The following is a 23,258-nucleotide window of genomic DNA, read 5'->3' as shown; positions in this document are numbered from 1 at the left end:
CTGACGCTAGACTCAAAACGTGCAGCAAGTCGAATTGAGACTGTTGGTTCAACTTCGAACCATCTCCAGATACATCATTTTGGGTGGCACTTTTATTTCAATTCCGCTCGCCGTTTTCTTCCCGGGACAGCTGGAATGGCAAATTGTTATGGCGCTGTTAGCACTCTCGATTGGGATTCCCCACGGTGCAGTCGATCACCTGGTGTCGGTCCCAAAAATGCAGCTCTGGCGCATGGCAGGATTTATCGCCGGTTACCTCGCGGTAACGGGATTGGGAATTTGGTTCCTGCTGCAGAACAATCTTTTGGGTTTCCAGCTAATTGTTCTGGTGAGTGCGATTCACTTTGGCCTTGGGGATGCTTCGTTTGGCTCCGAGATTGCCAGCCGTCGGAATGCTGAACTTCGCAACCGCGCGCTTTACGCGGTTGCAATGGGCTTCACTCCGGTCTTCATTCCCCTGCTGGTTCAAGGTTCAACTGAGGCCCTGGCTGCGGTCAATCCAGTTTTGATCCCGTGGGCCGGAGGTTTGGAAACTTCGCTGCTGGTAGGGGTTATTGCGCTGAACCTGGTAGCCATGTTGGTCATGGCGCTTCGGCGCAGTTGGCCGGAGGTTATTGACCTGGGGCTCTTACTGGCCCTAAGCCTGATTGCCCCGCCCCTGGTGGCCTTTGCGCTTTACTTTGGTGGTTGGCATGCCCTTCGGCACACCGGCCGCCTGGCTTTGGAATTTGAGTCATCCAGGCAGCAGTCCGCAGCTGGTAATTCAAGCGGGGCCTTTTGGAAAGCGTTCAACGCGGGATTGCCAGCTCTTGCGCTGGTTTTAGTGTTCACCGTGGTTTTGGGAGTGATGACTGGATTTGATTTGGGGACCGCTGCGCTTTGGTTGCTGCTCGTGGTTATCTGGGCGCTCACAATTCCCCACATGGCCCTAACCGCCAGGCTTGACTTCAGGGCGTTAGTGAGCAAGCCATGATTGCCGCCCTAACTGGATTTTTCACGGGACTCTCTCTGATTATCGCGATTGGAGCCCAGAACGCCTTCGTGCTGAGGTTGGGGCTAAAAAAGCAACACGTGTTGGCGGTGGTGCTGTTTTGTGCAATTTCCGATGCACTGCTGATCGTTGCAGGCGTGGCGGGCCTTGGGGCAGTTATTGAGCAGCTCCCAATTCTGCTGGAAATTTTCAGATACGCCGGATCTGCCTACTTGATTTGGTTCGGTATCTCGGCCCTCAGGAGAATCGGAACAGATCAGAGTCTGGAGGCAGGTGGGGAAAGCGCCAGCCTGCTCAAGACTCTTGGCACGATGGCCGCACTGACCTGGCTCAATCCTCACGTTTACCTTGACACCGTCATTCTCTTGGGTTCAATTGGAAACCAGTTCACTCCCGAGCAGTGGCTATTCGCCCTCGGTGCCTCCGCTGGAAGTTTTGTTTGGTTCTTCTCGCTTGGTTTTGGGGCTCAGCTGCTTTCTAGATTTGTTTCGAGCCCCCGATTCTGGAAGATCCTTGACGGGTTCATCGCCCTAGTCATGTTTGCAATTGCGGGGACTCTGCTATTTGGCCTCTAGATACTTTGTCTAGGGGTACTAGACTTAGTTTGTGAATATTCTGCCAAGCACTCTTTCAATGGGTGCGGTCTCTCTAAGGGTCGCGAATGTTGAGGCCACCCTAGATTTCTACACCAGGGGTGTGGGCCTCGAGGTTTTAGAGAGTTTGCCAGGCGGCTACGTACTAGGTCATGGCCCTCAGGCATCTATTGTCCTGGAGCACCAACCCAGTTTGAAGCATGCCTCCTCTGGCGAGGCCGGCCTGTTCCACACGGCGCTTTTATTTGCCACGCGCGCCGACTTGGCTCTGGCGGTCTCTAATGTGGCGAATAACTTTCCTAGGGCCTTCACTGGAAGTGCTAACCATCTGGTTTCCGAAGCTTTTTATTTCAACGACCCTGAGCAAAATGGTGTCGAGCTTTATTTTGATTTACCTCGTTCAGAGTGGGTTTATGAATCCGGCCAATTGCAAATGGCAACACTTCCTCTGGATCCGAACAGGTTCCTTGCCGAGAATCTGAGCATGGAGGCAAGTTCTGCCAGCTCTGTCGGGCACGTTCACCTGAGCGTCGGAGACATAGCGCAGGCCAACAATTTTTACGTCGGCGTCCTGGGGTTTGAGACCACTGTGAATTGGGCCAACACCGCCCTATTTGTCTCCGCGGGTGGGTATCACCACCACATGGCGATGAATATCTGGCGCTCTAGGGGAGCGGGTGTGCGTCAGCAGGTTCTGGGGCTTGGTGACCTGACTTTGAAACTTGGCAACGAAGAGGCGCTTATAGCCTTGAAGGACCGTGCCAAATTTCACTCATGGTCTTTTCAGGATGATGGCGCCGGGCTTAAGTTGAACGACCCGTGGGGTAATCGAGTTATTGTTCAGGCATAATCAACCCATGTTTGATCCTGACAGCTTTGGCAATTTTGCCAACCGATCCAGCTCTAAGTGGCGTCGCTTCCCAGAGGATGTGCTCCCAATGCACGTGGCTGAGATGGACTTTGAGGTCGCTCAGCCAATTCGGGAAAAAATCACCGAGATGACCAATCGTTCGGATCTCGGTTACACCGGTCCGGTGCCGGAAGTTGCAGAGGCCTTTGCAAGTTTTGCCAGCGATCGCTGGGGTTGGCAGATTGACAAGTCTCAGTTGAAGCTAGCAACCGATGTGGGTGTCGCGGCAGTGGAAATTCTTCGGGTTTTGACTAAGCCCGGGGATCAGGTTTTAGTGAACTCTCCGGTTTACTCCAGCTTTTACCACTGGATTGAAGAGGTTGGGGCTGAAGTCCTGGATGCACCGCTCAAGCTGGTCGGCGATGACTGGGTGCTAGATCTGGTCGGTATTGAAAAGGCCTACCGCTCCGGTGTAAAAGTTCACATGCTGTGCTCTCCGCAAAACCCGGTGGGTAGAGTCCACACCGCAAAGGAGCTAACCGAGTTGTCCGAGCTGGCTCAGGAGTACTCCGTTACCGTGGTGTCCGACGAGATTCACGCCCCACTGAGCTGGGTTCCATTCACTCCCTACCTTGCCCTTGGTGAGGCCGCCCACAAAACTGGTGTCACCATCACTTCCAGTTCAAAAGCTTGGAACGTTGCGGGCTTGAAGGCTGCCTTTCTAATTACCCAGCACGAGCAAATGCGCCAGCGCTTGAGGGCGCTGCCCGACGCCATGCACTGGCGAACTTCTTTGATCGGCGCTTTTGCAATGGCGAGTGCTTTTAGTGATTCGGGTGACTGGCTGGATCGGACCAACCTGCAGATTCAGGAGAACCTGACATTTTTCCGCCACCTGGTTCAGACCCAACTACCGAAGGCCAGGCTGTTCAGCATGGAGTCCACATACCTGGTTTGGGTCGACCTGTCTGGTTACCGAACCGCAAACCCTCAGGCCCTGCTGCTATCGGAGGGGAAAGTTGCCCTGGTCCCAGGTAGCGATCATGCGCCGGATAATTCCTATGGCGAATTCGTTAGGTTCAACATCGCAAGCTCACAGGCTCGAATTCTCGAGGCCGTGCAGCGAATGGCAAGGGTGCTAGAGGGCTAGCTTCAGATCGGTTATCAGGTCCTTGGGATCCTCTAGGCCAACCGAAAGCCGAAGCGTAGATTCGGTGATTCCCATTTTCGCCTGAGTAGCTGCGTCAAGTCTGCGGTGTGTGGAAGACGCTGGGTGCGTTATGAGCGATCTTGAGTCTCCCAGGTTGTTGGAGATATCAATCACCTCAAGGCGATTCATAAAGTCAAAGACCTGGCTCTTCCCACCCTTCAACTCAAGGGCGAGGGTGGTGCCACCTTTGATCATTTGCCTTCTGGCCAGAGAACTGTCGGGATGCGAATCCAAGAATGGATAAACCACCTTGCTGATTTCCGGCAGGGCTTCTAGTGCGGTTGCTATTTCAAGTGCGGAATCTGCCATCCTGTTGACCCGCATGCTCATGGTCTCTAAGGACTTAGTCAGCACCCAGGCATTGAATGGTGAGAGGGAAGGTCCGGTGTGGCGAGTAAATGGCTTGAGGACATTGTCGATGTAGTGTCTGCTGCCCAGCACGGCTCCGCCGAGCACTCTGCCCTGCCCATCCATGTGTTTGGTCGCCGAATACATCACCACGTCAGCCCCGAGATCCAACGGACGCTGTAGCACTGGGGAGGCCATTACGTTATCGACTATCAAAATGCCGCCGGCCGCATGGGTGAGCTCGGCAACCAACGCAATGTCCACGATTTCCATTAGTGGATTACTGGGAGTCTCGATAAAAACAGCCTTGGCGGGGGTTTTGAGCGCAGCGCGCCACTGCTCCTCGGTGTTTTCAGCAACCACGTCCACGAGTACCCCCCACTTCGGGAGAATCTCGGTTAGCACCACGTAGCAGGAGGAGAACATGGCTGGTGATGCAACAACTCGGTCACCCTGAGATACCAGCGCAGCGACTGAAGCAAACATGGCGGACATTCCACTGCCGGTCGCTAGGGCTGCCTCAGCTCCTTCAATCAAAGCCAGGCGCTCCTCAAACATGGCAACTGTGGGGTTGGCAAAACGCGAGTAGAGGTAGTGCTCCTCATTCTCCATGAAGGCTTGCTCGGCCTGCTGGGCCGAGTCATAGGTAAAGCCCGAAGTTAGGTAAAGCGCCTCTGAAGTTTCGCCAAAACCGGAGCGGTTCAGCGCACCTCGAATGGCGATAGTGTCTGGGTGCAGAGCGCGAGTGGTTGCCTTGTGGATGGGTTCATTGTGCCCCCAGGGTTTCTCGCGCTTAGTCATAACCCAAAAAGATACTCGCTCGGCGTTACTCTTGGCGGGTGTTTAGTGAAGTAAGTGAGTTGGCCGATCAGCTTTTCCAGCGGCATGGCCTGATCAACTACTCGTTTGGCTTCGATCGAGCGGTGCGCAGAGCGGGATTGTGTAACTACTCCAAGCGCCGCATCACGATCTCAAGGCATCTGGTTCAAGTCTCCGAAATTCATCAAATTGAGCAGGTCTTACTGCATGAAATTGCCCACGCACTCTGTGGGCAGCAGGCTGGCCACGGACCAATTTGGAGAGCTAAGGCAACCGAGCTGGGTTACCTGCACCAACGAATCGATGGCAATGCCATAGCGAAGAGTTCGGCAAAGTACCGGGGGTTGTGTCCCCAGGGGCACGAGCATTTTCGTTCCCGAAGGCCAAGTCGAGCTCTGTCTTGCAAGGGTTGCGCTCCAGTTTTCTCAAGGCGCTACCTGATCAGCTGGCAGGAAATCAGCTAGGCCCAATTAGCAGTGAGCTGATTATGGCTCCGGCTAGGAAATTCAGACCGATGAACAGTTTCCAACCGCGGTTGGCCCGCTCGCAGTTTGAGTCCTCAATGTTCCACTCCCTGAGGGTCACAAATAAATAGGGAACGGCTGCCAGGGCTGAGAAAGCAAATCTATCGGGGAGGGTGAGGGTAAGGGCGGCGGCCACCAGGTAGCCAATAAATGCCAACCTGGTGGTGGCGCGAGCTCCAATGGCAGTGGCAATTGATTTGATGCCAGCTTCTCGATCTGCCCGGACATCCTGCACCGCACCGAAAGCGTGAGAGGCCATGCCCCAGATCAAAAAGGCCACCATGGCCAGGGTAATCTCACCCTCCAGCTCTGCCTCCGCCATCGCAAGGCCAACCGCCGCCGGACCCACGAAGTGAATGGCGCTAGTGAGGGAGTCTAGAAAAGGTATTTCTTTGAACCGCAAACCTTTCAGGCTGTAAGCGACAACCATAAAAAGCACAAACCACAGAATTGCCGTGGCGGTTGGGTTCACAAAACTCAGGGCCATGGCAGGGGGCAACGCCATGCCAAAGCTTGCAATCAGTGTTGGTCGGTGAAATTTTGGATCCAGCAGCGCACCCTCGATGCCGCCTTTTCTCGGGTTTCGTAAATCACTCTCGTAGTCAAAGACGTCGTTCACCCCATACATCAGCAGGTTGTATGGGATGAGGAAAAAGATTGACCCGAGGATCAAAACCCAGTCGATTTTTCCGGTGGTGAAGAAGTATGCGGCGGCAAACGGAAATGCAGTGTTGACCCAGGAGATCGGCCTGGATGACCAGAACAATTTCCCCAGCAGCTTCATTTTCTTCTTTCCCAAAGCTCCCAAACCAGTGGGATAAGTATTAGACCAACCAGTGAGTAGGAGAAGTCCTCTATCGGGGCAAGTGCAAGCTTTACCCCTGAAATCAGCGTCTGGTCATAGGCGACGATCCCTGCCCAAATGATCAGATTGTCAAACACCGCGGTCATCGCAAGCACAACCACAGCAGCTACCACCAGGGCTCTCAGCTGCAATTTACTTCTCAGCACCAGGCCCAGTACCAGCATCACCAGTACCGGTGGCATGGCAATTGCGAGGTAGCTCAGCTCCGAAGCCACTTTTTAGCTCCAAGGTAGGCCAGCAGAATCGTGTAGCTCAGCAAAATCAAAAAGAACAGCTCTTCGAGCGGAAGCTCATTTGCCAGAGTTATTCCGGTAAGAAACTCAGTTGGGCCGCGAAAAAAGATACCCAGGGCGATGCCCACCAAATCCCAAACCAGAAAAATCCCAACGGCAAACCCAATGGTGACGACAGTGCGCAGGGGAGCGACTGGGAGAGCTAGTCGCTGACGAAGGTCAATCAGCCCCAACCCGAGAATTGAGACCAGAAGGGCGCTGAGGTAAATCAGGTTCAAGCTAGGCCTTTGAAGACCTTCACCGGCTTGAGTTCACCCTTAATTGGCCCTGCGCTGCGATCATCGGTCAGATGCTTGTAAACCAACTCGGCACCGATTAGGCACATTGGCAAACCTATGCCCGGAATGGTGTTGTGGCCAACGTAGAACAGATTCTTGAGCTTCTTTGAGTAGTTCTTGGGCCTGAAGAATGCGCTCTGTCCGAGGGTGTGAGCCATTCCAAGGGCGGTGCCACTCCAGGCGTTGAGCTCAGCCTTGAAGTCCCTCGGACCAAAGCTGCGGCGAAGGACAATGCGCTCCTTGAAATCAGGAATCTGGCACCAGGTTGCAATTTGATCAATCACCTGGTCCGCTGCGGCTTCAAAGCGCTCGTCTCCGGCACCTCCGATGGCGGGGTCTGCGGCAATAGGCACCAGCACAAAGATGTTCTCCATACCCTCGGGCGCCACGCTCGGGTCAGTTTTGGAGGGCATGCAGATGTAGAGGGAGGCAGGAGATGGAATGATCGACTTGCCGTCGGCCTTGCGGAACACGGCGTCAAAATTCTTGTCCCAGTCTGCGGTGTTCAGCAGGGTGTGGTGCTGCAGCTGAGGGATCTTGCCTTTCACTCCTAAGTAGAGCAGCAGTGCGGAGGGTCCTGGTTGACGCTTGTTCCACCAGCTCTGCGGGAATGACTGCTCACTGGGTTCCAGCAGCTGAGTCTCAACAAACTGCAGATCGGCGCTCGCGACCACGACGTCGGCGAGGTAGTCAGCGGCACCAACCCTGACTCCAACCGCCTTGCCCGCTGAAGTCAAGATCTTTGCTACCGGGGATGAGGTGTGGATCTCGACGCCGTGCTGCTTGGCTAACCTTGCGGTGGCCTCAATGACGGTGTGCAGGCCTCCCTGCGGGTAAAACACACCTTGATTCATGTCCACGTGGCTCATGAGGTGGTACATGCTCGGGGTGTTGTAGGGCGAAGCACCTAGAAATACCGCCGGGAAGTTCAGCACCTTCAGGAGCGTGGGATTGCTGACGTACTGGGAGGAGAACTTATAGAGCGAGGTCAGCAGAAGTTTCACGAACTTGCCGAGCTTTGCCAAGACCTCGGGGTGCAGAAAGCTTCTCAGGTCTTTGAAGTTCGTATAGAGAAAGTGCTTCACGGAGAGTTCGTAAGCCTCCTGGGCGCTGTCCAGGTAGTCCTGAAGCCGCTTAGAGCTGCCTGGCTCCTGGGATTCGAATAGGGCCTTAACCTCTTCGAGCTTGTTTGAGAGCACCAGTGGCTCTGGGTTGCCCTCCTCAAAGGTCTGGTAGGCGGGGGAAAGCCTTGTGAGGTTGAGCTCCTTGGCGGCAGTTGTGCCCATCAGGTTGAAAAACTGCTCGAAAGCATCCGGCATCAAGTACCAGCTCGGCCCCATGTCGAAGCGGAAGCCATCCTTCTCCCACATCTGGGCGCGACCGCCCAGCCCCTCGCGAGCCTCAAACAGCTTTACCTTCATGCCGGCTTTAGCCAGCAGGGCTGCGGTGGAAAGGCCGGCAATGCCACCACCGATCACAATTGCGGTTTTTTGACTCATGGTTTCACTCCTAGTAGTGCCTTTGCCAACAACCACAGCTTGGAAAGCGTTCCCACGCTGATTCTCTGATTGATTAGCTCCTCGGCCGGGGTTTTGGAAATCTTCTGGTTCAGTTCCCCAAACAGCAGCTGCGCCGCGGTCACTGCTCTCTTTGCTGAGCCGGGAAGCAGCGGTAGTGAGGCGGCAGAGGTCTTGAGATCCTGTTCAATGTCAGCAACCAGTCTGGCCTTGGTTTGCTCATCGAAATTATTGACATTTACATCTGGGAAGTAGGAGCGCCCCAAGCGCTTGAAGTCAGCTGCCAAATCCCGCAGAAAGTTGACCTTTTGGAAAGCGGCCCCCAAAGCGCGAGCACCTTTGACCAGGGTCACCTTTTCCTCGGTGCTGAACTTACTACCATGTACAAAGGCCGCCAGGCACATCAGTCCAACTACCTCTGCCGATCCGTAAACGTATCGATCAAAAGATGCTTGGTCGTGCTCTGACTCAGTTAGGTCCTGACGCATTGAATAGAAAAAGGGCTCAACAATGTCCTTGCCGATACCGACCTCACGAGCACTCTGCCCAAACGCGTGACACACCAAGTTGGTGCTGTAGCCAAGCTCCATTGCCCGGTAGGTCTCAGCCTCAAAGCTGTCCAGCTCGACCGAAGGGTTGATGCTGGGTTCCCGCAAGGCTGCCTCGGCGGCGGATCCGTCAACTATTTCATCGGCCACTCGGACCATGGCGTAGATGTTCTCGACGTGGTGTCTAATTGAGCTATCCAGCAACCTGGTTGCAAGTCCAAACGAGGTCGAATAGCTATAAATAACCTCTCTGCTGGCTTGATGAGCAGCGAGGTTGTAAAGGTGCAGCCCAGTCGGGACCTTGGTCGTGTCTTGGCTTTCCACGCTCTAAGGCTACTAGCTGCGGGGGATAGGATTGAAAACATGCCTAACTCGATGAAACCAAGGTCATTTGCCGTAACCGACGGACTTGAGCGCGCTGCCGCCCGCGGCATGCTCCGCGCCGTTGGTATGGGAGACGAAGACTGGGAGAAACCCCAGATCGGTGTCGCTTCCTCATGGAACGAGGTGACTCCCTGCAACCTTTCCCTTGATCGCCTCGCAGACGCTGCCAAGATGGGCGTGCACGCGGCTAAGGGTTACCCGCTGGAATTTGGAACTATTTCTGTCTCCGACGGCATTTCGATGGGCCACGAGGGCATGCACTTTTCGCTGGTTTCCCGAGAGGTAATTGCCGACTCGGTTGAGACCGTGATGCAGGCAGAGCGTCTAGACGGCTCGGTTTTGCTTGCCGGTTGCGATAAGTCACTGCCGGGGATGCTCATGGCGGCTGCGCGCTTGGATTTGGCTTCGGTTTTCCTCTACGCCGGCTCAATTGCTCCGGGCTGGGTGAAGCTGACCGACGGCACCGAGAAGCAGGTCACCATCATCGACGCGTTTGAGGCCGTCGGAGCCTGCAAGGCCGGCAAGATGAGCCAAGAGGATGTCGATCGTATCGAGCGAGCCATTTGCCCTGGCGAGGGAGCCTGCGGTGGTATGTACACCGCAAACACCATGGCTTCCGTTGGTGAGGCTCTGGGCATGAGCCTTCCAGGCTCAGCATCGCCACCATCGGCCGACCGTCGCCGTGACGCCTGGGCTCACCGCTCTGGCGAGGCGGTTGTGAACCTGATTGCAAAGGGCATCACCGCCCGGCAGATCATGACCAAGAAGGCGTTCGAGAACGCTATTGCGGTGACCATGGCCTTCGGAGGTTCCACCAACGCAGTGCTTCACCTGTTGGCAATTGCTCGCGAGGCCGAGGTTGATCTGCAGCTTTCTGACTTCAACCGAATTGCCGACAAGGTGCCCCACCTGGGTGACCTGAAGCCATTTGGCCAGTTTGTAATGAACGATGTCGATCGGGTTGGTGGCGTTCCAGTGCTGATGAAGGCGCTGCTAGATGCCGGGTTGATCCACGGTGATGCCCTGACGGTGACAGGCAAAACGGTTGCGGAGAACTTGGCTGACATCAATCCACCTGATCCAGACGGCAAAATCATCAGGGCCATGGACAACCCAATCCACGTCAATGGTGGCATCAACGTGCTGCACGGCACTATTGCCCCAGATGGCGCAGTCGTTAAGACTGCCGGATTCGACCTGGCCTCATTCGAGGGTCCAGCTCGAGTCTTCGAGCGGGAGGCTGGTGCCATGGAGGCACTGTCGCGCGGTGAGATCAAGGCCGGAGACGTGGTTGTCATTCGCTACGAGGGGCCAAAGGGCGGCCCGGGCATGCGCGAGATGCTTGCCATCACCGGAGCGATTAAGGGTGCGGGATTGGGCAAGGATGTCCTACTATTGACGGACGGAAGATTCTCAGGCGGCACAACCGGCCTGTGCATCGGACACATTGCTCCAGAGGCCACCGACGGTGGACCAATTGCTCTGGTTCGCGATGGAGACATTATTCGTGTCGACATCGCAGCTCGTTCGCTTGACTTACTGGTCGACGAAGCTGAGTTGGCTCGCCGCAAAACTGAATGGCAGCCGTTGCCACCGCGCTACACCCGCGGTGTTCTTGCAAAGTACTCAAAGCTCGTGCACTCCGCCGCAGAAGGTGCATACTGCGGCTAAGTCGCCATAAGAACAAAGAAGGACTAGATGTCTAAGGAAATGCTCACCGGAGCACAGGCCATCATTCGCTCGCTTGAACTGCTGGGCGTTGACACTGTGTTTGGTCTGCCTGGCGGCGCCATTCTGCCAACCTACGACCCGCTGATGGACTCCAAAAAGATTCGCCACATTCTGGTGCGTCACGAGCAGGGTGCTGGCCACGCGGCTGAGGGTTACGCTGCTGCCAGCAACAAGCTGGGTGTCTGCATTGCAACCAGCGGGCCGGGAGCGACCAACCTCGTCACCCCGATCATGGACGCCATGATGGACTCGGTTCCGCTATTGGCAATTACCGGACAGGTCAACTCGCACGCCATCGGCACTGACGCTTTCCAAGAGGCAGACATTGTCGGAATCACCATGCCAATTACCAAGCACAGCTTCTTGGTAACCGACCCCGAGGACATCCCCGGCGTCATTGCGGCAGCCTACGAGCTTGCCACCACCGGCCGGCCCGGTCCGGTGCTGGTGGACGTTGCCAAAGATGCGCAAAACAAGAAGTTTGAATTCTCCTGGCCACCTAAAGTTGACCTGCCGGGCTACAAGCCGGTCAGTGACCCGCACGGTAAGCAGGTGCAGGCCGCTGCCGAGCTGATTCTCTCGAGCCAAAAGCCAATCTTCTACGTTGGCGGCGGCGTAATCCGTGCCCAGGCTCACGCCGAGCTGGCAAGGCTGGTGGAGTTGGTTGGCGCTCCAGTGACCACAACTTTGATGGCCAGAGGTGCTTTCCCTGATTCTCACCCAAACCACCTCGGCATGCCCGGCATGCACGGTACCGTGCCCGCGGTCACCGGCCTGCAGAAGGCGGATTTGCTCATTACCCTGGGGGCTCGATTTGATGACCGGGTCACCGGCGATGTCAAGAGCTTCGCACCCGGAGCCAAGGTGATTCACGTTGACATTGACCCAGCCGAAATTGGAAAGATTCGCCATGCGGATGTTCCGATTGTGGGCGATGCCAAAGTGGTAATTGCCATGTTGACTGCGGAAATTGAGAAGCAGCTTGGCGGCATGAGGCCAAACTACGAAGCCTGGTGGCAGTTCATCAACGGCCTCAAGGAGCGCTACCCGCTCGGGTATGTGGATCTGGACGATGGCAAGCTCGCGCCGCAGACCGTCATCAAGCGAATCGGTGAGCTAAGTGGCCCAGACGCCATCTACTGTGCGGGAGTAGGCCAGCACCAAATGTGGTCTGCCCAGTTCATCAAGTACGAAAAACCCAACACCTGGATCAACTCAGGCGGTGCTGGAACCATGGGCTACTCGGTTCCCGCTGCCATGGGCGCCAAGGTTGCGATGCCAGACCGCCTGGTTTGGTCAATCGATGGCGATGGCTGCTTCCAGATGACCAACCAGGAGCTGGCCACCTGCACCATCAACAACATTCCAATCAAGGTCGCCATTATCAACAACTCTTCGCTGGGCATGGTTCGGCAGTGGCAGACGCTGTTTTACAACGAGCGCTACTCAAACACCGACCTGCACACCGGAACTGACTCGCTAATGGTGCCGGACTTTGTGAAGCTTGCCGATGCTTACGGTTGCCTGGCAATCCGTGTTGAGCGCGAGGATGAAATCGACGCTGCCATCAAGCTCGCGATGGAGACCAACGACCGCCCCGTAGTTATCGACTTCATCGTTGGTAAAGACGCCATGGTGTGGCCAATGGTTCCAGCCGGTGTCTCAAACGACGCCGTGCAGTACGCCCGAGATGCGGCCCCGATCTGGGACGGTGAGGAGTAAAAATGAGCCAGCACGTACTATCCCTACTGGTTGAAGACCGACCAGGAATTTTGACTCGCGTGGCAGCCTTGTTCGCAAGGCGCGGCTACAACATTGAGTCGCTCGCCGTAGGTGCGACCGAACTCGAAGGGCTCTCCAGAATCACCGCCGTGGTGAACCTCGATGGCCAGCCCCTAGAGCAGGTCACCAAGCAGCTCAACAAGCTAATCAACCTGCTCAAGATTGTTGAGCTAGAGCCGGACACATCGATCGCCAGGGACCACATGCTGATCAAGGTTAAAACCGACGCCTCAACTCGCTCTCAGGTCCTCGAAGCCGTTACGCTATTCAGAGCCCGAGTCATTGATGTTTCAAGCGACTCAGTGGTAATCGAAGTCACCGGCGACTCAGCAAAGTGCAAAGCGTTTCTGAAGGTGCTGGAGCCATTCGGCATCAAAGAACTCGTTCAGTCCGGAGCCATTGCAATTTCGCGAGGCTCCAAGTCCATGAGCGAAAAAGTCCTTCGCTAAATAAGCTTCACCCACAACCCAAGGAGAAAAGAAAAAAGTGGCAGAAATCTTTTACGACAAGGATGCTGACCTAAGCATCATCCAGGGCCGCAAGGTCGCCGTGCTGGGCTTTGGCTCTCAGGGCCACGCCCACGCCCTCAACCTCAAGGACTCCGGCGTAGACGTCGTAGTTGGACTACCAGAGGGTTCCAAGTCCCGTGCCAAGGCACAGGAGCAGGGCTTGAACGTCCTGACCCCTTCTGAGGCAGTCAAGTGGGCCAACGTTATCGTTGTGCTGGCACCAGACCCAAAGCAGCGTGACCTCTACACCAATGACATTGCGCCAAACTTGCAGCCTGGTGACGCCCTAGTCTTCGGCCACGGATTTGCTATTCGCTTCGGCTACATCGTTCCTCCCCAGGACGTTGACGTTTTCCTAGTGGCCCCAAAGGGCCCAGGTCACCTAGTGCGCCGCGAGTACGTTGCGGGCAAGGGTGTTCCAAACCTGATTGCCGTAGAGCAGGACGCTACCGGAACCGCAATGCAGGTTGGACTTTCCTACTCAAAGGCCATCGGCGGTACCCGCGCGGGAACCATCAAGACCACCTTCACCGAGGAGACGGAGACCGACCTGTTCGGCGAGCAGGCAGTTCTTTGCGGTGGCGCTTCTCAGCTGGTTATGTACGGTTTCGAGACCCTGGTCGAGGCTGGTTACCAGCCAGAAATCGCCTACTTCGAGGTGCTTCACGAGCTAAAGCTCATTGTTGACCTGATGTACGAGGGTGGAATTGCCAAGCAGCGTTGGAGCGTCTCCGACACCGCGGAGTACGGTGACTACGTTTCCGGCCCACGCGTAATTGATCCTTCGGTCAAGGCTCACATGAAGGATGTCCTAACCGACATCCAGACCGGTGCCTTTGCTAAGCGCTTCATTGACGACCAGGATGCTGGAGCACCGGAGTTCAAGGCCCTTCGCGCCAAGGGTGAGGCTCACCCGATTGAGGCCACCGGTCGCGAACTGCGCAAGCTGTTCAGCTGGATCAAGCAGGATGACGACTACCAGGAAGGTAGCGCAGCCCGCTAGGAACAGCATCAAAAGCCCCCGAGCAATCGGGGGCTTTTGACTATCCTGAACCAATGTTCAAAACCATTTTTTACGGTGTCATTTCCCTCGACGGCTATCTGGCAGCTGAGGGTGGAGAGATGGGCTGGGCCGAAAAGTATCTCTCCGAGGATGAGGACTTTGGCTGGATGGAACTGATTTCCTCCTCCGGTTCAGTGCTGATGGGCCGCAAGACTTTTGAGTTTGAACTTCAGACCACACCTGAGTTGGATCGAATCCTGCCAACCTACGTTTTGACCGAGCAGCCTTTGAAATTTGATGGACTGCGGATCCCAAACCTGCACTTTATTTCGGGTGATTTACGCGAGGTTGTTGCAACGATAAAGGCCAAACACCCCGGGCACCTCTTTGTCGGGGGAGGAGCCATGCTGGTTGACACCTTGTTGGTAATGGGGCTGATAGATGAGCTTCGCCTCTTTATTGCCCCGGACATCCTCAGCTCAGGTATCCGGCTCTTCAAGGGTTCGACGGTCAGGGAGCAGTTCAATCTGATTCAAAGCAAAAGCTACGCATCTGGATTGACTGAATTGCGCCTAGAAAAGCAGAAAAACTAATACCCCCTGGGGTATTTTGCAGTAGGGTATTTTTGTTTTTCGACCAAAGGATGAATTATGTGTTCTCAGGCTATGTGCTACGACTGCGGCAAGATCACCTGGCAGGGTTGCGGCCAGCACGTTGAAGAAGCCCTCGCTGGCGTACCGAACGACCAGCTCTGCACCTGCGCCAGGGACTAATCGCCGCTAGACTTTAGCAATCCCCATCGCTGTCGGTCCTGACGTTAGGTTTGCCATTGTCTAAGCCCGTTGTTCTCATTGCTGAAGAGCTGTCCCCCGCCACACTCGAGGCGCTCGGACCAGATTTCGAAATCCGCAACGTAGACGGGGCAGACCGCTCGGCGCTGCTTCCAGCACTAGCGGGAACAAGCGCGGTTCTGATTCGCTCTGCCACCAAGATGGACGCGGAAGCCATCGCTGCCGCCCCAGGGCTCAAGGTCATTGCCAGAGCTGGCGTGGGCTTGGACAACGTGGACATCAAGGCTGCGACTAATGCCGGTGTCATGGTGGTAAACGCACCAACCTCAAACGTTATTTCGGCCGCCGAATTAGCTATCGCCCAGCTGATGGCCCTGTCTCGTCACATTCCCGATGCCAACGCATCGCTGAAGGCCGGACAGTGGAAGCGCAGCCAATTTACCGGGGTAGAACTATATGAAAAGACCATCGGAATCATCGGCCTTGGCCGCATTGGAACACTCGTCGCACAGCGTCTTGCTGGTTTTGGTGTCAGCCTGATCGGTTACGACCCCTACGTCACTCAGGCCCGTGCCGAACAGATTGGTGTCGAACTGGTCGACATGGATCAGATGATGAAGCGTGCCGACTACATCACAATCCACATCCCAAAAACTCCGGAAACCACCGGCATGATTTCAACGGATCAATTCGCAATCGCAAAGCCAAACCTTCGCATCGTCAACTGCTCGCGAGGCGGAATCATCGACGAGGCAGCCCTCTACGCAGCTTTGAAATCTGGCCGAATCGCGGGTGCCGGGCTCGACGTGTTTGTGAACGAACCGCCCAAGGATTCACCGCTACTGGAGCTTTCAAACATATTGGTCACCCCTCACCTAGGAGCGTCTACCGATGAGGCTCAGGAGAAGGCTGGTATCTCGGTTGCCAGGTCTGTTCGCCTGGCTCTGGCCGGAGACCTAGTTCCCGATGCCGTGAACGTTGCCGGTGGCGTGATTGATCCATCGGTGAAACCCGGAATTGCCTTGGCCGAGAAGCTGGGTCAGATTGTGGCGGGACTTTCCCACACCTCGATCGTTGCCGTTGAATTTGAGGCTCGGGGTGAGATTGCGGCACACGACGTCACCGTCCTGAAGCTCGCTGCCCTCAAGGGTTTGTTCCAGGCCATGGTCACCGAGCAGGTCTCATACGTAAATGCCCCACTTCTTGCCGAACAGCGCGGCGTTGAGGTCCGTCTCACCCAGGACTCAGTGAGCGATGAATACCGCAACGTAACCACCTTGAAGGCTGTGCTCTCCGACGGTTCTGTGGTTTCAGCCGGTGGAACGGTGATTGGCCCCAAACACCACCAGAAGGTCGTGTCCATCAACGGTTACGATGTTGAGCTTTCGATGGCCGAGAACATGGTCGTCATGATCTACCAAGACCGCCCAGGCATCGTTGCCGTCTACGGCAAGGCATTTGCCGAGGCAGGCATCAACATTGCAGCCATGACTATCGCCAGGCAGCAAAAAGGCGGAAAAGCACTGAGCGTTATCACCGTTGACACCGAGGTATCCAGTGAGATTCTCGAGTCCCTTCGGGTTGAGATTCAGGCCGATGTGATGCAGGCCATATCGCTCACCGAAGGCTACTAGTTGAAAAAAAGGGCCCCTTGGGGCCCTTTTTCTTTTTCTACTTTTGAGCCGCTCTTTCGCGAGCATCCATGCCTGAGCGCCAGGTGGTGTAGCCACCGTCGAGGTTTCGCACCTTGATGCCGTGACTTCTGAGAATCTGGGTGGCGGTGTGACCGCGCTGTCCAACCTCACAGGTCACAATCACGTCCTTGCCCATTAGTTCAGCAACATGATTGCGAAGCGAATCAACTGGAATCAGTTCCGTATTTGGAATATTTCCAGCCTGGTGTTCACCCTCGGTGCGAACGTCAACCACAACGGCGCCTGCCTGCTGGGCAGCTTCAACCTCGTGCCACTGAATGTTGGGAGTCTTACCCTCGCGGACGTTATTTCCAACGTAACCAGTCTGGTTGATGGCGTCCTTGGCGCTTCCAAAAGCAGGAGCGTAAGCCAGTTCAAGGTTCATTAGATCGTCAATGGTCAAACCTGCGTAAATAGCAGTGGCGATGACGTCAATTCGCTTGTCAACACCGTCTCTACCAATACCTTGGGCGCCAAGCAACTTGCCGCTTTCTGGGTCGAACAGCACCTTCAGTGAGACTCGCTCGGCCCCCGGATAGTAGCCAGCGTGGCTGCCCGGGTGCAGGTGAATCACCTGGTGGGGGATGCCCATGCGCTTAGCAAGGCCTTCAGTCAAGCCGGTTAGGGCTGCCGCCATGCCGTAGGCACCGATGATTCCGGTTCCAATCGAAGCTCGTGCAGCGACTCTCTCTCCGGCAATCACATCGGCTACCAAGCGGCCGTGGCGATTCGCGAGGTTAGCCAGCCAAATCATTTGGTTTTGACCGGTTATAGCACTCGTCTTTTCAGCTGCGTCACCGACTGCGTAAATGTTGGGGTCACTGGTGCGCATCTGATCGTCCACCCAGATGCCGCCGGCCGGGCCAATCTTTAGATCTGCGTTTACTGCCAACTCGTGGTCGGCAACCACGCCGATGGCGGCTACAACGAGGTCAGCATCAAACTCGCGGCCGTCTTTTAGGACGAGAGTCTTTTCTCTGACTTCAGCTGTCTCTGAGGATAGAGCAAGTTTGATGCCGTGCTTGACTAGTTCGGCCTGCATCGGCTCAATCATCTCGGGGTCAAACTGCGGCAGGATGTTCTCGCGGAACTCCACGATCGTGGTTTGAATCCCGCGGTGCTGAAGGTTCTCTGCGAGCTCGACACCGATGAACCCAGCACCAATTACAACGGCAGAGGAGATCTTCTTCTGGTCAACAAGTTCCTTGATTTTTACGGCATCGGGTACGTCGCGCAGCACCACCGCGCGCTCTAGGCCCGGAATGGGAACCATGCGGGGTTTTGCTCCGGTGGAGAGCACCAGGGAGCCATAGCTCTCGGTGTAAGTCTCACCGGTCTGCAGGTTCTTGACTGCTACGGTCTTGGCCTCTTTGTTGATGCTGGTGACTCTTGAGTTGACCCGGACGTCCAGATTGAAGCGATTCTTCAAGGACTGCGGAGTCTGAAGCAGCAAATCCTTTTCCGCTGGGATTACCTCTCCTACGTGGTAGGGCAACCCGCAGTTTGCATATGAGACGTGGGGACCCTGCTCGAAGATGATGATTTCGGCATCTTCCCTCAGTCGACGCAACCTGGTTGCCGCAGACATACCTCCGGCGACGCCGCCAACAATGACTACCTTCATTACTTCACTACCTTCATTCCAGCTCGCTGCCAGTTCACAATTCCACCCGAGACGTTCATTACTTGGTACCCGTTGCGGCTGAGGATCTCAGCGGCCCGCTGACTGCGCATACCCGACTGGCACATCACCAAGATGGGTCGCTCCTTCGGGATCTCTCCTAGACGACGCTCGATTACCTGAACCGAAATGTGCTTTGCCCCAGGAGCGTGGCCAGAACGGTACTCATGAGACTCCCGAACGTCAATTAGAAGGGCGCCCGCATCCTGAGCCTCTTTGGCCTTAGCCGGGGAGACGGTCTGGTACTTCTTTTTGAAAAAGTCGAACAGTCCCACTAGACGCTTTCCTCAAACGAGACCTTTTTACCCGCGGCAATCCACTGCCCAGTTCCTCCAGCAACGGAAACCACGTCGTAACCCTGAGCCTCAAGGAAATTTGCGGCCTTCATTGAGCGGCCGCCAGCCTGGCAAATCACCCAAATCCTGCTGTCCGCAGGGATTAGAGCAAGTTGATCAGGAACAGTATTCAGGGCAATGTGGCGGGCATTTGGGACATGGCCGGCCTGGAACTCATCGGCCTCCCTGACATCCAGAACAAAAGCTCCGTTGTCGATTGCGCTCTCTAGTTCGTCGATTGTTACTTCCTGTGCCATTTTGGTTCCTTTCTGCTTCCTAGCTCAGTGCCAAGAAAGCTTTTTCTAGTTTGGCCCGGTCTGCGATGCCCTCGGCATCTGACCCGCAGTTTGCAATTCCGGTGGCTATCAGCGAAAACGCTGCACGGTTGATTGCAGCCTGAGCGGCTGCCATCTGGGTCAGCACGTCGGTGCATTCGCGGCCCTCTTCGACCATTTTTATGATGCCTCCGAGTTGACCCTGCGCTCTTGCCAAACGCTTTCTGACTGCGTCCAGTTCTTCCTGAGGAATTTGCATAAACACTCGCCTTCTAATTTGACTCTGATGACTATAACACATACCCTAGGGGGTATCTGGAAAGGATCAAACATGAAGATTTTCAAGCTCCTTGTTGCCGCCGTTGTTGCAGTATTTGCAACGGTTTCGCTCTCCGCCTGTGCGCCTGAGGCTCAGGACCCGAGCTCATACGCCGCAATCATCGATGTCCGCACCGTAGAGGAGTGGGACTCCGGTCACCTCGAGGGCGCAATCCGCATCGGACTGGCTGACGCTGACTTTGCTGCACAGCTGGAAAACCTAGACAAGGCTGCCGACTATTACATTTACTGCCGCTCCGGAAACCGAGCCGGTCAGGCGATTGACTACATGAAGTCTGCTGGCTTCACGGGAAATCTGGTCAATGGTGGTTCAGTTGCCAACGCCTCGGCCGCAACCGGGCTAGCAATAGTCACCGATTAGTTTGGAAATGCAACCGAACGACTGGGATGAGCGCTACCGCGCTTCCCAGTCGGTTTGGTCTTTGGAGCCAAATCAGTTTGTTGTTGAAAAACTCTCAGACCTGCCTGCAGGTTCCATGGTGGATCTGGCCGGGGGTGAGGGGCGCAATGCCCTCTGGTTTGCTTCACGCGGCTGGGAGGTTGAGAATGTTGAGTTTTCGAAGGTAGCGCTCGAGAAGTTTCAGGAGCGAGCCACTGACCAAAAGCTCAAAGTCCGAGCCAATCTTGCTGATGCTCGGTCTGCGAAGTTTTCATTTGATCCCGACCTGATTGTGATTGCCTATCTTCAGCTTCCCTGGGAGCAGTTGAAACTTGCGCTCGACAATGCGCTCAATCAGCAGAGCTCGGGTGTGATTTTTGGTGTTTGGCACGCGCGAGAAAACCTTCGTTCTGGCTATGGCGGTCCGCAGTCGGAGCGGGTCCTACCCTCCGCCGGTCAACTTGAGGCATGGCTTTTGGAGCACGGTATTTCCGGAAGGGTCGAGCATCGAGGCCGAGACGTCCAGACCGATAAGGGAATTCGGCAGGCCATAGACCTCACAATGCTTATAAGGCGGTAATAGCCGGTACCAAAGCCCTAAAGTTGTAACAAACAAACTGCATTGGGGCTTTAGTGAACTCGATTAACCTTGCCGTTATCGCCGGAGACGGAATTGGACCGGAGGTCACTTCGGTGGCCGTGGCGGCCCTGGAGAAAGCCCTCGGTTCGGTTGAACTAGACATCACGAGCTATGACCTAGGTTCAGACCGTTTCCTTGCCACCGGCGAGGCTCTAACAGAATCAGACCTGCAGTCCCTCAGCCAGCACGATGCCATTTTGCTAGGCGCTATTGGCGACCCCAGGGTGCCCTCCGGAGTTCTCGAGCGGGGTTTGCTGCTCAAGCTCAGATTTGCTTTTGATCACCACATCAACCTCAGGCCATCAAGACTTTTCCCCGGAGCTGTCTCGCCACTAAGAGATGCCAGCGGCATTGATTTCGTCGTGGTGCGCGAGGGTACCGAAGGTCCCTACGTTGGAAACGGCGGTGCACTGCGGATTGGAACCGACCAGGAGATTGCCAACGAAGTTTCGGTGAACACCGCCTTTGGAGTTCGCAGAGCGGTGGAGTTCGCCTTCAACCTCGCCTCGACCAGAGACCGCAAGCACGTCACCCTGGTCCACAAAACCAACGTGCTGGTGCACGCGGGCAAGATTTGGCTGAGGGTCGTTGAAGAGGTTGCGGCCAAGTATCCGGATGTCACGCACGACTACCTGCACATCGATGCCGCCACTATCCACATGGTGAATTCACCCCAGCGCTTTGACGTGATCGTGACCGACAACCTGTTCGGAGACATCATCACCGATCTGGCTGCAGCTATTTGCGGTGGGATTGGGCTGGCGGCATCCGCTAATCTAAACCCCACCGGGGCATTCCCATCCATGTTCGAACCCGTTCACGGATCAGCCCCAGACATCGCGGGAAAAAATCTCGCTGATCCAACTGCAGCCATCCTTTCTGCAGCGCTGCTGGCCAAGTCCCTGGGTTACCTTGAGGCGGCCGAGCGAATTGAAAATGCGGTTGAGCACGACCTGGCTAACCGTGGAGAAACCAAGCGTTCAACTGATCAGATTGCCCAGAGCATTCTGGAACTTATTTAGGTGGCACAGATGGAATTCAAAGTAACTCGAAACCCAAACCCAACTCCCGCGTCTGAGCGGGAGGAGATCATCGCAAACCCAGTCTTTGGGGCCAAGCTAACCGACCACCAGGTGGTCGTGGTCTGGGAGAAGGACAAGGGTTGGCATTCGGCCGAGGTAATTCCATACGGCCCGATCATGATGGACCCCTCGGCAGCGGTGCTGCACTACGGGCAAGAAATCTTTGAGGGCATCAAGGCCTACCGCCACCAAGACGGTTCCATCTGGACCTTCCGCCCAGAGGCTAACGCGGCCAGGCTCCAGCGCTCCGCTCGTCGCATGGCGCTACCCGAGCTGCCTGCGGAAATTTTCGTTGAATCTCTTCGCCAGCTCATTGCGGTCGACGGTGCTTGGGTGCCTACTCCCGAGGGCGAGAAGACTCTTTACTTCAGACCTTTTGAGATTGCGGCGGAAAACTTCCTTGGAGTCAGGGCTGCGCAGCGGGCCGAGTACCGAGTAATTGCCAGCCCGGTTGGACCTTACTTCACCGGCGGCGTCAAGCCGGTTTCAATCTGGATTGCACTGGATTCAGCCAGGGCCGGAAAGCATGGCACCGGTGAGGCTAAGACCGGTGGGAACTACGCAGCCTCGCTGCTTGCTCAGCAGGTGGGCTACGAAAATGGCTGCTCGCAGGTGATGTTCCTGGATGCCGAGACTTCGACCTACATCGAGGAACTTGGCGGTATGAACCTGTTTTTTGTTTACAGAGACGGGCACGTCGCTACCCCATCGCTCGATGGCACAATCCTGCACGGAATCACCAGGGACTCCGTAATAACTCTGATGCGCGATCGAGGTATCGAGGTTCAGGAGCGAAAAGTTTCGCTCGATGAGGTGCGTGAGGGCGTGAAAACCGGAGATATCGTGGAGGTCTTTGCCTGTGGCACCGCCGCCGTTATCACTCCGGTTGGAACCTTGAAGTCAAGTGTCGAAGAAATTGTGATCGGCGGAAATGAACCCGGTCGACTAACCGTTGAGATGCGAATGGAACTAACTGGAATTCAATACGGAATCAGGCCTGACCGCCATAACTGGATGCTGAAGCTGGCAGACTAAGCGCATGCGAATTGCAAGGTTCAACCTAGACAATGAGGTCAGGTTCGGAGTCGTCGAGGATTCCACGGTCAAGCTAATTGCGGGTCACCCCTTTGACGGAATTAGTTTCACCGGTCAAGAGGTCAGTCTTTCGAGCCTGAAGTTGTTAGCCCCGGTGGCTCCAAGCAAGATCATCTGCATCGGCATGAACTACGCCGCTCACGCTGCTGAAATCTCTCAGGATGTCCCTGACGAACCGCTGATGTTCTTCAAGGGTCTGAATGCACTGACTGACCCAGATGCCGTGGTTGAGCTCCCTTGGCAGTCAAACCAGGTTGAGATTGAGGTCGAGCTGGCCGTGGTAATTGGCAAGAAGGCCAAAAACATATCGGTTGAGCAGGTTGATGAGCACGTTTTGGGATACACCATCGGTAACGACATCACAGCCCGAGACTTGCAGTTCACGGACTTGCAGTGGGCAAGATCGAAGGGTTTTGACACTTTCTGCCCGCTGGGGCCATGGATTGAGACGGATTTTGACCCAACCCAGCAGCACATCGGTTCAAAGATCAACGGCGAGCAACGCCAAAATTCAATGACCTCGGAGATGATCTTCGATGCCAAGACCCTAGTTTCCTATGTGTCTCAGAACGTCACGCTATTTCCCGGAGATGTAATTCTGACTGGTTCACCGGCTGGAATTTCACGTATTGACCACGGCGATTCAATCGAGTGCGAGATTGAGGGCATTGGCGTTTTGCGCAGCACTGTCGCATAAGCTTT

General features: G+C 55.6%; 27 protein-coding genes. 17 read left to right on the top strand and 10 right to left on the bottom strand.

All coding sequences use genetic code 11. The features are described from left to right. The first annotated feature begins 19 nt into the window (after positions 1–19). From HRU87_RS05270 to HRU87_RS05255, 4 genes are read left to right on the top strand one after another with little or no spacing between them, the layout of a single operon-like run. Positions 20–973: a beta-carotene 15,15'-dioxygenase, Brp/Blh family gene (locus HRU87_RS05270; RefSeq protein WP_173493880.1), complete on the top strand. Its 954-nt coding sequence runs from the start codon at positions 20–22 to the stop codon at positions 971–973. Then, on the top strand, positions 970–1,566 hold the full coding sequence (locus tag HRU87_RS05265; RefSeq protein ID WP_173493879.1) for a LysE/ArgO family amino acid transporter: 597 nt from the start codon (positions 970–972) through the stop codon (positions 1,564–1,566). Before HRU87_RS05270 ends, HRU87_RS05265 begins: the two co-directional genes overlap by 4 nt. Positions 1,567–1,597: 31 nt before the next feature. After that, positions 1,598–2,434: a VOC family protein gene (locus HRU87_RS05260; RefSeq protein WP_246247219.1), complete on the top strand. Its 837-nt coding sequence runs from the start codon at positions 1,598–1,600 to the stop codon at positions 2,432–2,434. Between the two features lie 7 nt (positions 2,435–2,441). Next, positions 2,442–3,584, top strand: coding sequence for a MalY/PatB family protein (locus HRU87_RS05255; protein ID WP_173493878.1), 1,143 nt, complete (start codon positions 2,442–2,444; stop codon positions 3,582–3,584). Here the strand turns inward: HRU87_RS05255 and metZ are convergent. Then, on the bottom strand, positions 3,573–4,793 hold the full coding sequence (metZ, locus tag HRU87_RS05250; protein ID WP_173493877.1) for an O-succinylhomoserine sulfhydrylase: 1,221 nt from the start codon (positions 4,791–4,793) through the stop codon (positions 3,573–3,575). The two genes, HRU87_RS05255 and metZ, sit on opposite strands and share 12 nt — an antisense overlap. Positions 4,794–4,831: 38 nt before the next feature. On the opposite strand from metZ, the gene HRU87_RS05245 reads away from it, so the two are divergent. Continuing rightward, positions 4,832–5,275, top strand: coding sequence for a SprT-like domain-containing protein (locus HRU87_RS05245; RefSeq protein WP_173493876.1), 444 nt, complete (start codon positions 4,832–4,834; stop codon positions 5,273–5,275). Here the strand turns inward: HRU87_RS05245 and HRU87_RS05240 are convergent. The 5 genes from HRU87_RS05240 to HRU87_RS05220 are packed head-to-tail and all read right to left on the bottom strand — an operon-like array spanning position 5,268 to position 9,160. Continuing rightward, complete coding sequence (locus tag HRU87_RS05240; protein WP_173493875.1) at positions 5,268–6,119, bottom strand: prenyltransferase; 852 nt, start codon at positions 6,117–6,119, stop codon at positions 5,268–5,270. The two genes, HRU87_RS05245 and HRU87_RS05240, sit on opposite strands and share 8 nt — an antisense overlap. Next, the gene (locus HRU87_RS05235) at positions 6,116–6,415 is read right to left on the bottom strand and encodes a lycopene cyclase domain-containing protein (RefSeq protein ID WP_173493874.1); all 300 of its coding nucleotides are present in this window, start codon (positions 6,413–6,415) and stop codon (positions 6,116–6,118) included. Before HRU87_RS05235 ends, HRU87_RS05240 begins: the two co-directional genes overlap by 4 nt. Next, positions 6,400–6,711: a lycopene cyclase domain-containing protein gene (locus HRU87_RS05230; protein ID WP_173493873.1), complete on the bottom strand. Its 312-nt coding sequence runs from the start codon at positions 6,709–6,711 to the stop codon at positions 6,400–6,402. The genes HRU87_RS05235 and HRU87_RS05230 overlap by 16 nt, the downstream gene beginning before the upstream one ends. Next, positions 6,708–8,270 (bottom strand): phytoene desaturase family protein, encoded by a 1,563-nt coding sequence (gene crtI / locus HRU87_RS05225; RefSeq protein ID WP_173493872.1) that lies wholly within the window; start codon positions 8,268–8,270, stop codon positions 6,708–6,710. The genes HRU87_RS05230 and crtI overlap by 4 nt, the downstream gene beginning before the upstream one ends. Next, complete coding sequence (locus HRU87_RS05220) at positions 8,267–9,160, bottom strand: phytoene/squalene synthase family protein (RefSeq protein ID WP_173493871.1); 894 nt, start codon at positions 9,158–9,160, stop codon at positions 8,267–8,269. The genes crtI and HRU87_RS05220 overlap by 4 nt, the downstream gene beginning before the upstream one ends. Before the next feature lie 39 nt (positions 9,161–9,199). Here HRU87_RS05220 and ilvD point away from each other — a divergent pair, with 39 nt between their 5' ends. Genes ilvD through serA form a run of 7 tightly spaced genes read left to right on the top strand, consistent with a single transcriptional unit; the run spans position 9,200 to position 16,670 of the window. Further along, positions 9,200–10,891, top strand: coding sequence for a dihydroxy-acid dehydratase (gene ilvD / locus HRU87_RS05215; protein WP_173493870.1), 1,692 nt, complete (start codon positions 9,200–9,202; stop codon positions 10,889–10,891). A 27-nt stretch (positions 10,892–10,918) separates the two neighbouring features. Then, positions 10,919–12,673 (top strand): acetolactate synthase large subunit, encoded by a 1,755-nt coding sequence (locus HRU87_RS05210; RefSeq protein WP_246247214.1) that lies wholly within the window; start codon positions 10,919–10,921, stop codon positions 12,671–12,673. Positions 12,674–12,675: 2 nt separating this feature from the next. Further along, entirely contained in the window at positions 12,676–13,182 is a 507-nt protein-coding gene (ilvN, locus tag HRU87_RS05205; RefSeq protein ID WP_173493869.1) for an acetolactate synthase small subunit, read from the top strand. 37 nt (positions 13,183–13,219) lie between these two features. Then, positions 13,220–14,245 (top strand): ketol-acid reductoisomerase, encoded by a 1,026-nt coding sequence (ilvC, locus tag HRU87_RS05200; RefSeq protein ID WP_173493868.1) that lies wholly within the window; start codon positions 13,220–13,222, stop codon positions 14,243–14,245. A 53-nt stretch (positions 14,246–14,298) separates the two neighbouring features. Beyond that, positions 14,299–14,838 carry a dihydrofolate reductase family protein gene (locus HRU87_RS05195; protein WP_173493867.1) on the top strand — a complete coding sequence of 180 codons (540 nt, stop codon included), beginning with the start codon at positions 14,299–14,301 and terminating at the stop codon, positions 14,836–14,838. Between the two features lie 57 nt (positions 14,839–14,895). Then, positions 14,896–15,018 carry a hypothetical protein gene (locus tag HRU87_RS07190; RefSeq protein WP_281359124.1) on the top strand — a complete coding sequence of 41 codons (123 nt, stop codon included), beginning with the start codon at positions 14,896–14,898 and terminating at the stop codon, positions 15,016–15,018. Positions 15,019–15,074: 56 nt separating this feature from the next. Further along, the gene (gene serA, locus HRU87_RS05190; RefSeq protein WP_173493866.1) at positions 15,075–16,670 is read left to right on the top strand and encodes a phosphoglycerate dehydrogenase; all 1,596 of its coding nucleotides are present in this window, start codon (positions 15,075–15,077) and stop codon (positions 16,668–16,670) included. A 37-nt stretch (positions 16,671–16,707) separates the two neighbouring features. Here the strand turns inward: serA and HRU87_RS05185 are convergent, their stop codons facing one another. From HRU87_RS05185 to HRU87_RS05170, 4 genes are read right to left on the bottom strand one after another with little or no spacing between them, the layout of a single operon-like run. After that, positions 16,708–18,354, bottom strand: coding sequence for an FAD-dependent oxidoreductase (locus tag HRU87_RS05185; RefSeq protein WP_173493865.1), 1,647 nt, complete (start codon positions 18,352–18,354; stop codon positions 16,708–16,710). Then, the gene (locus HRU87_RS05180) at positions 18,354–18,686 is read right to left on the bottom strand and encodes a rhodanese-like domain-containing protein (protein WP_173493864.1); all 333 of its coding nucleotides are present in this window, start codon (positions 18,684–18,686) and stop codon (positions 18,354–18,356) included. Before HRU87_RS05180 ends, HRU87_RS05185 begins: the two co-directional genes overlap by 1 nt. Continuing rightward, the gene (locus HRU87_RS05175; protein ID WP_173493863.1) at positions 18,686–19,003 is read right to left on the bottom strand and encodes a rhodanese-like domain-containing protein; all 318 of its coding nucleotides are present in this window, start codon (positions 19,001–19,003) and stop codon (positions 18,686–18,688) included. The genes HRU87_RS05180 and HRU87_RS05175 overlap by 1 nt, the downstream gene beginning before the upstream one ends. Positions 19,004–19,022: 19 nt before the next feature. Continuing rightward, positions 19,023–19,280 (bottom strand): metal-sensitive transcriptional regulator, encoded by a 258-nt coding sequence (locus HRU87_RS05170; RefSeq protein ID WP_173493862.1) that lies wholly within the window; start codon positions 19,278–19,280, stop codon positions 19,023–19,025. A gap of 72 nt (positions 19,281–19,352) precedes the next feature. Here HRU87_RS05170 and HRU87_RS05165 point away from each other — a divergent pair, with 72 nt between their 5' ends. Genes HRU87_RS05165 through HRU87_RS05145 form a run of 5 tightly spaced genes read left to right on the top strand, consistent with a single transcriptional unit; the run spans position 19,353 to position 23,253 of the window. Next, a complete protein-coding gene (locus tag HRU87_RS05165) occupies positions 19,353–19,721 on the top strand; it encodes a rhodanese-like domain-containing protein (protein WP_173493861.1) in 369 nt (122 codons plus the stop codon). A 7-nt stretch (positions 19,722–19,728) separates the two neighbouring features. After that, positions 19,729–20,319 (top strand): class I SAM-dependent methyltransferase, encoded by a 591-nt coding sequence (locus HRU87_RS05160; RefSeq protein WP_173493860.1) that lies wholly within the window; start codon positions 19,729–19,731, stop codon positions 20,317–20,319. Positions 20,320–20,372: 53 nt separating this feature from the next. Continuing rightward, entirely contained in the window at positions 20,373–21,401 is a 1,029-nt protein-coding gene (locus tag HRU87_RS05155; protein WP_173493859.1) for a 3-isopropylmalate dehydrogenase, read from the top strand. Positions 21,402–21,410: 9 nt separating this feature from the next. Then, positions 21,411–22,496: a branched-chain amino acid aminotransferase gene (locus HRU87_RS05150; protein WP_173493858.1), complete on the top strand. Its 1,086-nt coding sequence runs from the start codon at positions 21,411–21,413 to the stop codon at positions 22,494–22,496. A 4-nt stretch (positions 22,497–22,500) separates the two neighbouring features. Further along, a complete protein-coding gene (locus HRU87_RS05145) occupies positions 22,501–23,253 on the top strand; it encodes a fumarylacetoacetate hydrolase family protein (protein ID WP_173493857.1) in 753 nt (250 codons plus the stop codon). Positions 23,254–23,258 lie beyond the last annotated feature (5 nt).

Source organism: Aquiluna borgnonia, from assembly GCF_013283855.1.
GTDB lineage: Bacteria > Actinomycetota > Actinomycetes > Actinomycetales > Microbacteriaceae > Aquiluna > Aquiluna borgnonia.
The sequence above is the reverse complement of the archived record's forward strand: the minus strand, read 5'-3'. Positions and strand labels throughout refer to the sequence as shown.

What these genes read in the sequence shown, in the direction of transcription:
- HRU87_RS05185 (WP_173493865.1), bottom strand. Translation starts at nt 18,354, where the DNA reads ATGAAGGTAGTCATTGTTGGCGGCGTCGCCGGAGGTATGTCTGCGGCA.
- HRU87_RS05240 (WP_173493875.1), bottom strand. Translation starts at nt 6,119, where the DNA reads ATGAAGCTGCTGGGGAAATTGTTCTGGTCATCCAGGCCGATCTCCTGG.
- HRU87_RS05265 (WP_173493879.1), top strand. Translation starts at nt 970, where the DNA reads ATGATTGCCGCCCTAACTGGATTTTTCACGGGACTCTCTCTGATTATC.
- HRU87_RS07190 (WP_281359124.1), top strand. Translation starts at nt 14,896, where the DNA reads ATGTGTTCTCAGGCTATGTGCTACGACTGCGGCAAGATCACCTGGCAG.
- HRU87_RS05195 (WP_173493867.1), top strand. Translation starts at nt 14,299, where the DNA reads ATGTTCAAAACCATTTTTTACGGTGTCATTTCCCTCGACGGCTATCTG.
- ilvN (WP_173493869.1), top strand. Translation starts at nt 12,676, where the DNA reads ATGAGCCAGCACGTACTATCCCTACTGGTTGAAGACCGACCAGGAATT.
- crtI (WP_173493872.1), bottom strand. Translation starts at nt 8,270, where the DNA reads ATGAGTCAAAAAACCGCAATTGTGATCGGTGGTGGCATTGCCGGCCTT.
- ilvD (WP_173493870.1), top strand. Translation starts at nt 9,200, where the DNA reads ATGCCTAACTCGATGAAACCAAGGTCATTTGCCGTAACCGACGGACTT.
- HRU87_RS05170 (WP_173493862.1), bottom strand. Translation starts at nt 19,280, where the DNA reads ATGCAAATTCCTCAGGAAGAACTGGACGCAGTCAGAAAGCGTTTGGCA.
- HRU87_RS05145 (WP_173493857.1), top strand. Translation starts at nt 22,501, where the DNA reads ATGCGAATTGCAAGGTTCAACCTAGACAATGAGGTCAGGTTCGGAGTC.
- HRU87_RS05255 (WP_173493878.1), top strand. Translation starts at nt 2,442, where the DNA reads ATGTTTGATCCTGACAGCTTTGGCAATTTTGCCAACCGATCCAGCTCT.
- HRU87_RS05150 (WP_173493858.1), top strand. Translation starts at nt 21,411, where the DNA reads ATGGAATTCAAAGTAACTCGAAACCCAAACCCAACTCCCGCGTCTGAG.
- metZ (WP_173493877.1), bottom strand. Translation starts at nt 4,793, where the DNA reads ATGACTAAGCGCGAGAAACCCTGGGGGCACAATGAACCCATCCACAAG.
- HRU87_RS05165 (WP_173493861.1), top strand. Translation starts at nt 19,353, where the DNA reads ATGAAGATTTTCAAGCTCCTTGTTGCCGCCGTTGTTGCAGTATTTGCA.
- HRU87_RS05210 (WP_246247214.1), top strand. Translation starts at nt 10,919, where the DNA reads ATGTCTAAGGAAATGCTCACCGGAGCACAGGCCATCATTCGCTCGCTT.
- HRU87_RS05175 (WP_173493863.1), bottom strand. Translation starts at nt 19,003, where the DNA reads ATGGCACAGGAAGTAACAATCGACGAACTAGAGAGCGCAATCGACAAC.
- HRU87_RS05160 (WP_173493860.1), top strand. Translation starts at nt 19,729, where the DNA reads ATGCAACCGAACGACTGGGATGAGCGCTACCGCGCTTCCCAGTCGGTT.